The organism is Roseibium denhamense (genome assembly GCF_009711415.1).
GTDB lineage: Bacteria > Pseudomonadota > Alphaproteobacteria > Rhizobiales > Stappiaceae > Roseibium > Roseibium denhamense.
In genome coordinates this window covers 135628-149670 of the sequence record NZ_SMLZ01000106.1, presented here as the reverse complement: position 1 = coordinate 149670, position 14043 = coordinate 135628, and the positions used below count along the sequence as shown (strand labels likewise).

Genomic DNA, 14043 nt, shown 5'->3' with positions numbered 1-14043 from the left:
GGATGACAGTGCGGGGGAGGGGGATCAAATCAATGGGAAGGCAGGGTGGCAAGCGGACCCATGTGTGTCATCCGAGCAGGAAACACAAAAAAACGGCCCGGAGATCCGGGCCGCAATTGCATTGATGAAGCTTTAGACCCTTAGAGGATGGTCTGTCCGGTTTTCGCCCAGTCGGACAGGAAGGCGTCGAGCCCCTTGTCGGTGAGCGGATGCTTGACCAGGCCCTTCAGGGTTGCCGGCGGAACAGTTGCCACATCGGCGCCGATGATCGCGCATTCCTTGACGTGGTTCGGGGTCCGGATCGACGCGGCCAGAATCTCGGTCTCATAGCCGTAATTGTCATAAATCACCCGGATCTCGCGGATCAGCTCGAGGCCGTCAGCGTGAATATCGTCCAGGCGTCCAATGAACGGCGAGATGTAGGTGGCACCGGCTTTTGCAGCGAGCAGGGCCTGATTGGCAGAGAAGCACAGTGTGACATTCGTCTTCGTACCGTCTTCGCTGAGCTGCTTACAGGCCTTCAGTCCGTCAAATGTCAGGGGCAGTTTGATGACGACATTGTCCGCGATCGCGCGCAGCACATGCGCTTCCTTGATCATGGTGTCAAAATCGGTTGCCGCGACTTCGGCGGACACATCGCCTGCGGTGATTGCGCAGATCTCGGCGATGACTTCCTTGAAGTCGCGGCCGGATTTGGCAATGAGAGACGGATTTGTGGTGACACCATCCAGAAGGCCCGTGGCTTCCAGTTCCTTGATCTCTGCAGTGTCGGCGGTGTCGACAAAGAATTTCATGGATATCTACTCCGTTGGGGCATTTTTCGCCGTTGCCCCGTTCCGGCGGAAGGGTGAGATGAAGTTGATCAGCCGCGCATTGTTTACCCCAGGATGACGCAGAGAAGAACCCCTGATCCTGCGCAAAAACATCACTTGCGGTACGTACCTCAGGCGGTTTGGCTCAAAACCGGTGGTCTTCGTAGCGTTGGGCATCACAGACCTTGCCTCTCAAGACCAATGGTGCAAGACCGTTGGGTGAGCAAAAAGATACCGGACCCACCGTGCCTAAAACGATGGAGCCGCGAGGAAACCGGACCCAACCAGCGTGTTGTTTGACGACTTAGATCCCACCGTAACGATCGCCAGTGTTCTGGTGCCGGTCGCAGTGCCCGGTGCCTACACTTACAAGGTCCCGCCGGGCAAAACGGTTGTTCCGGGCACAATCGTCAAGGTTCCGCTCGGCCCGCGCGAAGTTATAGGCGCTGTTTGGGATATCGAACCGGATGCGGCCATCAACCCCGACAAGCTGAAATCGATCACACATGTCTATGACGAGACCCCTCCACTGGATGCAGACCTCCGGCGGTTCGTGGACTGGGTTGCCAACTGGACACTTGGCGCACCGGGAATGGTGGTGCGCATGGTCCTCCGGTCGGAAGAGGCGTTGGAACCGGAGGCACCGGTGCCCGGTGTCCGAAAAGTTGAAGGTGCTGCGCCAGACCGCATGACCCCGGCACGGCAACGTGTCCTTCACACACTGGAAGATGGGTTCTCCTGGACAAAATCCGGCCTTGCACATGCGGCGGGTGTCAGTGCGTCGGTCATAGATGGTCTCATCAAGCAAAGTGTTTTGGAAGTGGTGCTGATGCCGGCCAGTCCCCCTTTGCCAAAGCCGCAACTTGACTATGGCAAGAAGCCCTTGACCCCCGCACAGGAGGCCGCCGCCGGGGCGCTTGCACAGAGTTTCGACAAAGGGGCAACCGTGACCCTGATCGACGGTGTCACCGGATCTGGCAAGACGGAGGTCTACTTCGAGGCAATCGCCGAAGCTTTGCGGCGCGACAAACAAGCGCTCATACTTTTGCCTGAAATCGCGCTGACCGAGCAGTTCTTGCGCCGGTTCGAGCAGAGGTTCGGTGTTTACCCGGCCGAATGGCACTCCGAAATCACGCCGAAGAAACGTGCGCGGGTGTGGCGGGGCGTGGCATCAGGCGACGTACGGGTTGTGATTGGCGCGCGGTCTTCGCTGTTTCTGCCGTTTCAGAACCTCGGGCTGATCATCGTGGACGAAGAACATGATGGCGCGTTCAAGCAAGATGACCGGGTGTCCTACAGCGCACGTGACATGGCTGTGGTCCGTGGGCACATTTCCAAATTCCCGGTGGTTCTGGCCTCCGCAACACCCTCCATCGAGAGCCGCGTCAATGCGGAGCTCGGCCGCTATGGCTTGATCGAACTGCCGGAACGGGCGTCCGGAGCAGAGTTGCCGGAGTTGCGGGCGATCGACATGCGTCTTGACGGGCCGGAGCACGGGCGATGGCTCGCTCCCGGTCTTGTTCACGCCATCAAGGACGCGTTCGCAGCTGGTGATCAGTCCCTTTTGTTTCTCAACAGGCGCGGCTACGCGCCCCTGACGCTTTGCAGAACCTGCGGGCACCGGTTCCAGTGTCCCCAATGTACCGCATGGCTGGTCGAGCATAGGTTTCAGAAACGATTGGTTTGTCATCACTGTGGCCATGTGGAGCCAGTGCCCAGCACCTGCCCCTCGTGCCAGAGCAAAGATACGCTGGTGGCATGCGGGCCCGGCGTTGAGCGCGTTGCTGAAGAAGTGGCCGATCTTTTTCCCCAGGCCCGAACGCTTGTCTTATCCTCCGATATTGCCGGCGGGCCGGAACGGCTGAAGCGGGAAATGAAAATCGTGGAGGAAGGCGGGGCCGACATCGTCATTGGCACGCAGCTGGTCGCAAAGGGGCACAACTTTCCGAAGTTGAAGCTGGTCGGCGTCGTCGATGCGGATCTTGGTCTGGCCAATGGCGACCCGCGTGCTGCGGAAAAAACATTCCAGTTGCTTGCCCAAGTCACCGGGCGGGCAGGACGCGTGACGGGCGGCGGTAAGGGGTACTTGCAATCCTACAGCACCGATCACCCGGTTATCAAAGCACTTCTTTCCAGCGACAAGAACGCCTTTTATCAGGCCGAGATCGATGCCCGCCGCGCAGCCGGGCTTCCCCCATTCGGCCGGCTGGCCGCAGTGATCATATCAGGACCCGACCGGGGCTTTGCTGAAGGGTTTGCGCGGGCGCTTGTGCGGGCCGCACCTGAAGACCGTGCAGTCACGTTGCTGGGTCCGGCAGAGGCAGCCCTCGCAATGGTGCGCGGGCGCTACCGCTTCCGACTCCTCGCAATGGCTCCACGCCAATTTGATCTTCAGTCCTATCTCCGGGCATGGCTCGCAAATGGACCGAAGCCCTCCAAAGGTCTGCGGGTACAGGTGGACATCGACCCGCAGCAGTTCCTCTGACCGTCAGCTGCCTGCCTCCGTCTTTGATCGTTCAAGAAAGCGTGCGATCCTTGTGGCCTTACAAGGGGAGACGAAAGCAAATGGCCTACGTTCAAGGCTTTCTGACGCCGGTCAAAACATCAAAAAAAGCCGAATATGCGGAAATTGCAGAAAAGTCCTGGGCCCTGTTCAAGGAATATGGCGCCCTTAGCACATGCGAGGCGTGGGGCGTGGATGTGCCGGATGGAGAAGTCACATCCTTTCCAATGGCAGTGAAAGCTGAAACCGGCGAAACCGTCGTGTTGTCCTGGATCATATGGCCAGACAAGGAAACGGCGGATGCCTGCATGGGAAAGATGCCGGAAGACCCACGGTGGGAGGAGGTGATGCCCAATGCCGGCGAAGTGTTCAGCTTGAAGCGCATGATGTTCGGTGGCTTTGAGCCGATCTTCGAGCATGCGGGTTAATCGCCTCTGCCATCCTAGAGCATATGGTCGGGGTTTGAACGCGGCCCATGGCGGGTATGCGCCAAAACCGTCTAAAGGTGTATGAAACCGGGTACCGATTGAAACCAAAGGGTTTTTGCGCCCCAATAGCAAAAAACACCTATGAATCGGCGCAAACTGTCCTCTGGCGACGTTGCACAGTTGAAAACCCTGTGCTAATTGAGGCGCGGCTTTGGGGGAACGGTTTAACCGTCATACCTTCTGACCTTGAAATCATTCATCTTTTCAATGCCTTGCGAGCGCTGGCTGCTTTGCGGGTGTAGAAAACGTCAGAGAGCACGGATCTGGTGACTGACAACGTATCTCTCGTATCCGGCGTGGCACAACGTTATGCGTCCGCCCTTCTCGACCTCGCAGAAGGCGACGGAGTAACCGCTGACGTGGAACGGGATCTGACTGCTTTTGAAGGCATGCTTTCCGAAAGCGAAGATCTCGTCCGTCTTGTGAAAAGCCCGGCATTCAGTGCTGAAGAGCAGCTTGCAGCGCTCACGGTACTTCTCGACAAGGCAGGCATCAAAGGCCTGGCCGCAAATTTTGTGAAGTTGGCTGCCCGCAATCGGCGCCTCTTCGTACTTCCCGGCATGATCAAGGCTTTCCGCGTCCTGCTTGCAGAAAAGCGCGGCGAGCAAACGGCTGAAGTGGTTTCCGCTACTGCCCTGTCTGATGAGCATGTCGCCGCCCTGAAAGAAGCGCTTTCCGCTTCGACAGGCAAATCCGTAAACATCGCAGCGAAAGTTGATCCTGCCCTGATCGGCGGCCTTGTGGTCAAAGTCGGGTCCCGCATGATCGACACATCACTGCGTACCAAGCTCAATTCACTCAAGTTCGCGATGAAAGAGGTCGGCTGATGGATATTCGGGCCGCGGAAATTTCCGCAATCCTCAAGGACCAGATCAAGAGCTTTGGCCAGGAAGCCGAAGTTTCTGAAGTTGGTCAGGTGCTCTCCGTCGGTGACGGTATCGCCCGTGTTTACGGTCTGGACAAGGTTCAGGCTGGTGAGATGGTCGAATTCCCGGGTGGGATCAAGGGCATGGCCCTGAACCTGGAATCCGACAATGTCGGTGTCGTTATCTTCGGTTCTGACCGGGATATTAAAGAAGGCGACACCGTTAAGCGGACCGGCGCCATCGTGGAAGTGCCGGTTGGCAAAGGCCTGCTGGGCCGCGTTGTTGATCCTCTTGGCAACCCGATCGACGGCAAAGGCCCGATCGAGGCAACCGAGAAACGCCGCGTGGACGTCAAAGCGCCTGGCATTCTGCCGCGTAAGTCCGTGCACGAGCCAATGTCTACCGGCCTGAAAGCCATTGACGCCCTGATCCCGGTTGGCCGTGGTCAGCGCGAGCTTGTCATTGGTGACCGTCAGACTGGTAAGACTGCGATCATTCTCGACACATTCCTGAACCAGAAGCCGCTGCACGAAGGCAGCGACGAAGATGCGAAACTGTACTGCATCTATGTCGCCGTCGGTCAGAAGCGTTCGACCGTTGCCCAGTTTGTGAAGACACTGGAAGACAATGGCGCTCTGGAATATTCCATCGTTATCGCCGCAACCGCATCCGAAGCTGCTCCGCTGCAGTTCCTGGCACCGTTCGCCGGTTGTGCAATGGGTGAATTCTTCCGCGATAACGGCATGCACGCCGTGATCGGGTATGACGATCTGACCAAGCAGGCTGTTGCCTACCGTCAGATGTCTCTGCTTCTGCGCCGCCCGCCAGGACGTGAAGCTTTCCCGGGCGACGTTTTCTACCTGCACTCCCGTCTGCTGGAACGTGCTGCGAAGCTGAACGAAGACCATGGCAAAGGCTCCCTGACCGCACTTCCGGTCATCGAAACCCAGGGTAACGACGTTTCTGCGTTTATTCCGACCAACGTGATTTCGATCACCGATGGTCAGATCTTCCTGGAAACGGACCTGTTCTATCAAGGTATCCGCCCAGCGGTGAACGTTGGTCTGTCGGTGTCGCGTGTGGGCTCTTCTGCTCAGATCAAGGCGATGAAACAGGTTGCCGGCCCGATTAAGGGTGAATTGGCTCAGTACCGTGAGATGGCTGCGTTCGCGCAGTTCGGCTCCGACCTTGATGCCACGACCCAGCGCCTTCTGAACCGCGGAGCGCGCCTGACCGAGCTTCTGAAGCAGCCGCAGTTCTCGCCGCTGAAGACGGAAGAGCAAGTCGTCGTGATCTACGCTGGCGTGAATGGCTACCTCGACAACCATCCGGTTGATCGTGTGAAGGACTTCGAAGAAGGCCTGCTTCTGTTCCTGCGCGGTGAGCACAAAGAGTTGCTCGACGCGATCTGGGAAAAGAAGGCCCTTGACGACGACCTCACTGGCAAGTTGAAAGCAGCGCTTGACGCGTTCGCAAAGAACTTCGCCTAAGACCACACGCCGGGATAAGGAGCAGGGGCGGCCATGCCGAGCCTGAAGGACTTACGAAACCGCATCGCTTCCGTGAAGGCGACGCAGAAAATCACCAAGGCCATGCAAATGGTGGCCGCGGCGAAACTGCGTCGTGCCCAGGAAGCTGCGGAGGCCGCGCGTCCCTATGCGGAGCGCATGGAAAGCGTGCTGGCCAACCTTGCCGTGGCTTTCGAAGGCCGCGACGATGCTCCGAAGCTGATGTCCGGTACGGGCAATGACCAGGTTCATCTCCTGGTCGTTGCAACGGCCGAGCGCGGTCTTTGCGGGGGCTTCAACACGAACATTGCCAAACTGGCGCGCGAAAAGGCGAAGAGCCTGATCGCTCAGGGCAAAACGGTCAAGATTCTCTGTGTGGGCAAAAAGGGCTTCGACGCGATCAAGCGCGACCTTGGCCAGCACGTGATCGAAACCATCGAGCTGCGTGGCGTAAAAAACGTCGGTTTCTCCAATGCGGACGAAATCGGTCGGAAAATCCTCTCATTGTATGAAAATGAGGAATTTGACGTCTGCACACTGTTCTATGCGACATTCCAGTCGGTCATTTCCCAGGTGCCAACTGCTCAACAGTTGATACCCGCCCACTTTGAAGCGAGTGAGGGAACGTCCGGGGAAGGTGCTAGTTCGGTTTACGAATACGAGCCCGACGAAGCGGAGATCCTGGCTGACCTTCTGCCGCGGAACATCTCGGTTCAAGTCTTCCGTGCACTCCTGGAGAACGCGGCATCCGAGCAGGGCGCCCGTATGTCCGCAATGGATAATGCGACGCGCAACGCCGGCGACATGATCGACAAACTGACGATCAACTACAACCGCCAGCGTCAGGCTCAGATTACGACCGAGCTGATTGAAATTATCTCAGGCGCGGAAGCGCTTTAAAGTGAACCGCGCCCCCTTGGCGCGGTTTACCTGAACAGAATTAAAGTCGATCAACTTATCAGCTTTCTAGGGAATGAAAGCCGGTTGATCTAACGGGATCGAGACGAGGATTAGGGATATGGCTGACAAAAAAGTCGGACGGGTTACCCAGGTCATCGGCGCCGTTGTCGACGTCAAGTTCGATGACCATCTGCCGTTGATCCTGAACGCTCTTGAAGCAGACAACCAGGGCAACCGCTTGGTGCTCGAAGTTGCTCAGCACCTGGGTGAAAACACAGTTCGCACGATTGCGATGGACTCCACCGAGGGACTGGTCCGCGGTCAGGAAGTAACGGACACTGGATCCGCGATCGTGGTTCCGGTTGGTGACGGCACCCTGGGCCGCATCATGAACGTGATTGGTGAGCCGGTTGATGAAGCTGGCGAAATCAAGCACGACGACAAGCGTGCGATCCACCAGGAAGCTCCGGAATTCGTGGAGCAGTCCACCGAAGCTGAGATCCTTGTGACGGGCATCAAGGTCGTCGACCTTCTCGCACCGTACGCAAAGGGTGGTAAGATCGGTCTGTTCGGCGGCGCCGGCGTTGGTAAAACCGTTCTCATCATGGAGCTGATCAACAACATCGCTAAGGCGCACGGCGGATACTCCGTTTTCGCCGGTGTTGGTGAGCGGACCCGTGAAGGCAACGACCTTTACTGGGAAATGATCGAATCCGGCGTGAACAAGGAAGGCGGCGGAGAAGGCTCCAAGGCAGCTCTCGTTTACGGTCAGATGAACGAACCTCCCGGCGCACGTGCTCGCGTAGCACTGACCGGACTGACGATCGCAGAGGACTTCCGCGACAAGGGCCAAGACGTTCTGTTCTTCGTGGACAACATCTTCCGCTTCACCCAGGCTGGCTCTGAGGTGTCCGCACTTCTCGGCCGTATCCCGTCTGCTGTGGGGTATCAGCCAACTCTTGCCACCGACATGGGCGGCATGCAGGAGCGGATCACGACAACCCACAAGGGCTCAATTACGTCCGTTCAGGCCGTTTACGTCCCGGCCGATGACTTGACTGACCCGGCACCAGCTTCGACCTTTGCGCACTTGGATGCGACCACGGTTCTGAACCGCTCAATTGCTGAAAAAGGCATTTATCCGGCCGTGGATCCATTGGATTCCACATCGCGTATGCTGAGCGCCAACATCATTGGCGAAGAGCACTACGAAACCGCGCGTGCCGTTCAGGTGACTTTGCAGCGCTACAAGGCACTTCAGGACATCATTGCAATTCTCGGCATGGACGAACTGTCTGAAGAAGACAAGCTCACCGTGGCACGTGCCCGTAAGATCGAACGCTTCCTGTCTCAGCCGTTCTTCGTGGCTGAAGTCTTCACCGGTTCTCCGGGTAAGCTCGTCGCTCTGGAAGATACGATCAAGGGCTTCAAGGGTCTCGTTAATGGCGAGTACGATCACCTGCCGGAAGCTGCTTTCTACATGGTTGGTTCCATCGAGGAAGCTATCGAAAAGGCTCAGAAGCTGGCTGCAGAAGCTGCTTAACGCGTTGGATCGGGCGCTGGAAGTCGGCGTCCGGTTTTCTCTTGTATGATAGTGCGGCTTGTTCGCCCGCTATCTGAACCGATGACTGACAAGGAAGACGCCAAATGGCTGAACTTTTCCAGTTTGAGTTGGTCTCGCCGGAGCGCCAGCTCCTGTCCGAACAGGTCGCCGAGGTCGTTGTACCGGGCACCGAAGGCGAGTTTGGCGTTCTGAAGAACCACAGCCCGTTCATGTCCACCATCAAGCCTGGCATCTTGAAAGTCCGCAAGGACGGCGGCGCATGGGATGAATACTTTGTCCGCGGCGGGTTCGCAGATGTTGCTCAAGGCGGCCTGACCGTTTTGGCCGAGCAAGCAATCCCGGTCACTGAGATCAAGAAAGAGCAGCTCGACCAGGCAATTCAGAATGCCGAGGAAGATGTTGCTGACGCAAAAGACGACGACACGAAACAAAAAGCCGAGATGACAGTGTCTCAGCTGAAGGACGTGGCAGAGGCACTGAAGGCGGCTTAAAGAACGCGCTTTAGATAAGCTTCTCCAAAAACGAACGCGGCCCGGCAACAGGCCGCGTTTTTTGTTACGCGGTGTTTTTGGCCCGCCAGCGCTCTTCTATTTCCCGATGAAACCGGTATCCATTCCGGCCGCCATGTTTGACATCGTAAAGGGCAATGTCTGCCTTCTTGATAACGCTGCTGCTGTCTGGCTCCGCATCATTAATCTGGGAAATCCCGATGCTGGCGCCAATCGAAATCGTATGTCCGAAAATCACGAACGGTGAATTCAGCTTGAACACGATCCGTTCAGCGATCTCAGCTGTTCCGGCGGACTCAACTCCCGTTCCACCCAGGATGATTGCGAATTCATCTCCGCCAAGTCTTGCGACCAGATCGGAGGCGCGGACACAGTCTTTCAACCGCTGCGCAACCTGCTTGAGAAGCTCGTCTCCCACATCGTGCCCAAAGGTGTCATTGACCGGTTTGAATTTGTCCAAGTCCAGCAGCATCAGATCGCTGAATGTTCCCTGGATTTGAGTTGCAATCAGGGCGTCATCAAGCTTGGCATTGAACAAGGTCCGGTTGGCAAGTCCGGTCAAACTATCATGGTGGGCTGCATAGGTGATTTTAGCCTGTGCCTGTTCACGCAAGGTGATGTCTTCGTGTGTTCCAATCCAGCCGCCGCCCGGCATGGGGGCATGGACCGCACTTATCACCTTTCCTGACGGATGGCCGAACTTCGACCTGACCACTTCACCGGCAGACAGGCGGATCATCAGGTCCATGACATGCTCTTGGACATCACCTTCGAATTCGCCGCGGTCTTTCTCGGCTGAAATCAGCTCCACAAGTGTCTTGCCGACCTGAACCTCGCTATCCGGTTTGTTGAAGATATCCAGATACTGCTGGTTCCAGACGCGCAACCGGCCTGACTGATCAAACACGCTGACGCCTTGCCGCATGTTGGCAAGAATGGCCTCGAGTTCCTCATTGCGCTGGCGGGCCTGGCGTTCGTTCTCAGCAAGCTGTTTTTCAAGTGTCTTGCGCTCGGTTATATCGAAGCAATTGTAGATGAAACCACCGTTTGGAAGCGGTGTGCTGCGGAAATCGATGTATTTTCCATCAGCTGATGACCGTTCGAACCTGTGCGGCTGGTCCGGCGGGAACGCGTTGAGCCGCTCCAGCGCCAACGTTTCCGGGTCGCCGGTTCCATAATCGCCCCGTTCTGCATTGAATTTCATATAGTCGAGCAAGTGAAGCTTTTGGTCCATCAGCTCGTCCGGATAGTCCAGGATGCGGGCCACCTCACGATTGGAGCGGGTCAACTGCCGCGTTTCATCGAAATGAGCGAAGCCGCCCGGAACGTTATCGAAAATCACGTTGAGCTGATCCGCCTGGTTCTTCGTCTCGGTTATGTCGGTGATCGACAACACCACAGTTTCCTGCACGCTGTCGCCGGTGTGATCGACCGCAGTCGCGTTTAAGCGCAACCAGCTTCTGGTCGAGCGCCCATTTGGAACGACGCACACCAGCATGTCCGTTGCCGCATCTGGGTCCGCAGCCGCCAGATGGAACGGATCACATGGCTTGCCATGGATTGTGCAGCTTGCCTCCATACCAAGGTCCTGCAAGCGGCGGCCGATGATTTCTTCTGCGTTAAAACCAAGAAGATCGGTCGCAGCCGGATTACAGGATTTGATGATCCCGTCCCGATCCAGCAGAACCACACCCTCGCTCAAGGCCTCAAGGGTCGTCCGGTTTATGAGTTCGGATTGGTGGACGGCAGCTTCTGCAGCCTTTCGCTCGGTAACATCATAGAAGCTGGCGATATGGCCGCCGCTTTCCAAGGATGTACCGCGCACCTCCAGAACCCTGCCGTCGGGCGCGCTGCGTTCGTAAATCGCGGTATCTTTGGATCTGATAACTGCCAGGCGGTTTTTCAGGAGTTCCTGAAGATCCCCGTCGCCATAGTCTCCGCGTTCGGCCATGAAACGCGCCACATCTTCCAGGCTTGCGTTCCCATCGATCAATTCCTGAGGCAGATCCAGCATCTCTTTGAACGCCATGTTGCAGGTCGCAAGCCGTTCATCGGCATCGTAATAGACCAGCCCTCCTGGCAAATTTTCAAAGACCACCTGTAATGTGTCAGCCTGTTTCTTGGTTTCCGTAATGTCGGCCATGGACACCACGACGGCTGCGAGGCTGTTCGGGCCAGCGTTAACAATCGCCCTGGCATTCAGCCGAAGCCACATGCTGTGCGGCCGGCCGTTCGGCACGATGCTGGCAACCAGGTTGGACACAGCAGCCGGATCCCGCGCCGCCAGCAAAAACGGATCACAGCCGCCGGTGGCGCCATCACACTGCACTTGTAGCCCAAGTCCGCTGACAGGTCGGCCAATAATCTGATCTGCCCGATACCCCATCATTTGGGCCGCAGATGGATTGCAGGACTGGATCAATCCCGTTGGGCTGAGAAGCAGTACACCTTCTTCCAGGGATTCAAGTGTCGTCCGGTGGATCACCTCAGACTTCCGCAGTTCCTGTTCCTGTCTCTTGCGGTCTGTAATATCCTCAAGTGCGCCCACCAGACGGATCGGAGTGTCGCCGTCCATAATGGGGCGTCCGACCGCCCGAACCCAGATATCACGTCCCTTTGCCGTCCGGAACGGCAGCTCCAGGTCCCAGCGGCCTCCCGTGCGCGTTGCTTTACTGATCGCGTCTGTAATTTGCTTGCGGCTCGCAGGAGGATAGAAGGAGATCGCGGCGTCGATCGTTGGAACGTAGTCCGCCGGAACTTCGTGAATTTCTCGGGTCTTGCGCGTCCAGGTGACCTCGTTGGTCCGAAGACACATTTCCCAGCCGCCCACGCCCGAGACTGCTGTAATTTCTTCGAGCAGAATGCTTTCCCGCTCGGCAATTTCGTGCTCGCGCTCTGCATGCCGTCTTGCCTCTGCGGCGGTAAGGTTGGCCTTGTGGGTCTTGAACAATCCCTCAACGACCGATCCCATTCTGCGGAGTTGCTGCAATTGCTCGGGCCGCGGCAGCCGTGGTTTGCGGTCAATCACGCATAGCGTACCGATGCGGTTACGCCCATCCAGAGAGAGCGGATAGCCAGCGTAAAAGCGGATGTGCGGTTCACCGGTCACCAGCGGATTGTCTTTAAAACGCTCATCCAGGCGTGCGTCTTGAACAATCAGGATATCGTCGGATTCCAGTGCGTGCTGGCAGAACGACACGCTGCGCGGGGTACAATCGATGTCGAGACCAACCCGTGCCTTGAACCACTGCTCTTCGGCATCAACCAGCGAAATCAGTGCGATGGGGCAATCAAATATGGCAGCGATCGCATCCACGACAGCATCATATTCAGGCAGGCGGTCTGATCCCAGGAGCGCCAACTCGCGGAGAGCTTCAAGCCGCTCTAACTCGTTCTGTGGCAATGCCAATGTCATCCGGGCCTCTTTGCTGTGCCAGTTGTTACTTAGTATACGGCACTAACTTGGGCGTAGTTTGTACGGATCGATAAAAGAAACACTTAACTTGATTTGTGAGATTTATTATTTGTTAAGAATAACATTTGCCTCTTACGTATTCACAATAAGGGCGAAGTGACCATAGGTCAGTATTTATTGCAGGTATAAGGGCTGGCTTCTGTGGGCGTGGTACTGGTGGTTTTGGCAGGGATTTGTTTGGGCAACAAAAAACCCGGTTCGAAGACCGGGTTTCTAGGTCCGTGATATTTCACGGGAATTCTGCTTTTATGTTTAAGCAGCTTTTAATTTATGCTGCCCGGCGGAAGGACAGGCTCATACCGCCACCGTTAGAGCGGCTGCGGCGGCGTTCTTCCGGCGGGATGTACACGATTGCGCTGTGTTCAGTGCAATAGGAAACACCGGCCTCAACACGGTTGGAGCACGGGAAAATGTAGTTTCCAGCGTCGCCTTCTGCCCATTTGCAGCAGCCCGGGCGGGGGAGAGACAGATCAGCCATCGTAGTTTCCTTTATTCTTCTAACACGCAAAAAAGCGCTCGAGCATCCCCTGGAGGAGAGGATCCGAACAGCTTTTAAAAGATACGGATGTAAGCGGCGCCCGGGACGTCATCCGGTGTCCAACCCAGTAAGTCGGGTGCTCTTCAGCAAGCGCAGGATTTAAATATGCGCTGTGTCACAAAAATGCAATAGGTGAGCTGGCATGGCGGTTCTGCACCCGCTGCATATCGGGTTAAACCGGATTAACCTCTCGCGTAGAACAGCTCCCCAGACATGTTCGCTAAATCCGGCTTATGTTCCGCCCCGCAGCACTAGTGGCGGCGGCGCAACCTGACCGGGGTGCCGGGTCGTAGGCACTGTTGGTTGACTTGGAAAAGCCGGACCTGCTCTCGTGGCAACCTCATATCGGTTCAACGTGCCTATTCCGTAAGTGCGACCGTAGTAAGAGGAGAATTTGGCTGCCAAATTATCGGAAAGGCGAGCAAAAGTCTCACGCGGGCTATAATAGCTATCCATCTTCAGAATTGTGCCTAACGGGGCGTCCATTGCGTCGGTCATTTTGAATTTAAAGGGTGTGACGTCCGCCTGCGAGGTCAAATACAGACGGCCTTCTAAACGGCTGCGACCGAACATGAATATCCCGGACGGTGCCACATATTTAACCTCTTCTACGTCAACGATCAGATCACTTGAAGGTGCATCTGGCGGCAGCTGCCGATTGATATCATTCCGCACGGTTTGAAAGCGTGACCTTAGCGAAGCAGCGATGACGGCTTGGTTACTGTCATTTATTGGTTGAACGATGATTTTGCCGATTCGCGTTGCAGGTTTTTGTTCCCCTGTGTGCTGGCATCCGGTAATCAAAAAAAGATAATAAAAACAGGAAAATATCGGGGCATGGAAGCGCCGTTTAATAATTGCATCAGTGATGCGCACACTA

Annotated in this window: 11 protein-coding genes; 7 read left to right on the top strand and 4 right to left on the bottom strand. The window is 56.5% G+C overall.

Going from position 1 to position 14043, the window contains the following annotated elements; all coding sequences use genetic code 11:
- Positions 1–140 precede the first annotated feature (140 nt).
- The gene (gene fsa, locus E1180_RS10465; RefSeq protein WP_155191115.1) at positions 141–794 is read right to left on the bottom strand and encodes a fructose-6-phosphate aldolase; all 654 of its coding nucleotides are present in this window, start codon (positions 792–794) and stop codon (positions 141–143) included.
- A gap of 307 nt (positions 795–1101) precedes the next feature.
- Between fsa and E1180_RS10460 the strand changes: the two genes are divergently transcribed.
- The 7 genes from E1180_RS10460 to E1180_RS10430 all read left to right on the top strand — a co-directional run bounded on the left by E1180_RS10460 (position 1102) and on the right by E1180_RS10430 (position 9132).
- Positions 1102–3297 carry a primosomal protein N' gene (locus E1180_RS10460; RefSeq protein ID WP_283404639.1) on the top strand — a complete coding sequence of 732 codons (2196 nt, stop codon included), beginning with the start codon at positions 1102–1104 and terminating at the stop codon, positions 3295–3297.
- A gap of 80 nt (positions 3298–3377) precedes the next feature.
- Complete coding sequence (locus E1180_RS10455; protein WP_155191113.1) at positions 3378–3743, top strand: DUF1428 domain-containing protein; 366 nt, start codon at positions 3378–3380, stop codon at positions 3741–3743.
- Between the two features lie 326 nt (positions 3744–4069).
- Positions 4070–4630, top strand: coding sequence for a F0F1 ATP synthase subunit delta (locus E1180_RS10450; RefSeq protein ID WP_283404638.1), 561 nt, complete (start codon positions 4070–4072; stop codon positions 4628–4630).
- Positions 4630–6159 (top strand): F0F1 ATP synthase subunit alpha, encoded by a 1530-nt coding sequence (atpA, locus tag E1180_RS10445; RefSeq protein ID WP_155191111.1) that lies wholly within the window; start codon positions 4630–4632, stop codon positions 6157–6159. Before E1180_RS10450 ends, atpA begins: the two co-directional genes overlap by 1 nt.
- A gap of 33 nt (positions 6160–6192) precedes the next feature.
- Positions 6193–7077 carry a F0F1 ATP synthase subunit gamma gene (locus E1180_RS10440; RefSeq protein ID WP_155191110.1) on the top strand — a complete coding sequence of 295 codons (885 nt, stop codon included), beginning with the start codon at positions 6193–6195 and terminating at the stop codon, positions 7075–7077.
- 118 nt (positions 7078–7195) lie between these two features.
- Positions 7196–8620, top strand: coding sequence for a F0F1 ATP synthase subunit beta (gene atpD, locus E1180_RS10435; RefSeq protein ID WP_155191109.1), 1425 nt, complete (start codon positions 7196–7198; stop codon positions 8618–8620).
- Positions 8621–8724: 104 nt separating this feature from the next.
- Positions 8725–9132, top strand: a complete 408-nt coding sequence (locus E1180_RS10430; RefSeq protein ID WP_155191108.1) for a F0F1 ATP synthase subunit epsilon — start codon at positions 8725–8727, stop codon at positions 9130–9132.
- 64 nt (positions 9133–9196) lie between these two features.
- On the opposite strand, the gene E1180_RS10425 is transcribed toward E1180_RS10430, so the two are convergent.
- The 3 genes from E1180_RS10425 to E1180_RS10415 form a co-directional block, all read right to left on the bottom strand.
- Complete coding sequence (locus tag E1180_RS10425) at positions 9197–12565, bottom strand: PAS-domain containing protein (RefSeq protein ID WP_155191107.1); 3369 nt, start codon at positions 12563–12565, stop codon at positions 9197–9199.
- Between the two features lie 328 nt (positions 12566–12893).
- Complete coding sequence (locus E1180_RS10420) at positions 12894–13103, bottom strand: hypothetical protein (protein ID WP_155191106.1); 210 nt, start codon at positions 13101–13103, stop codon at positions 12894–12896.
- 291 nt (positions 13104–13394) lie between these two features.
- Positions 13395–14039, bottom strand: a complete 645-nt coding sequence (locus tag E1180_RS10415) for a hypothetical protein (protein ID WP_155191105.1) — start codon at positions 14037–14039, stop codon at positions 13395–13397.
- Between the last annotated feature and the right edge of the window lie 4 nt (positions 14040–14043).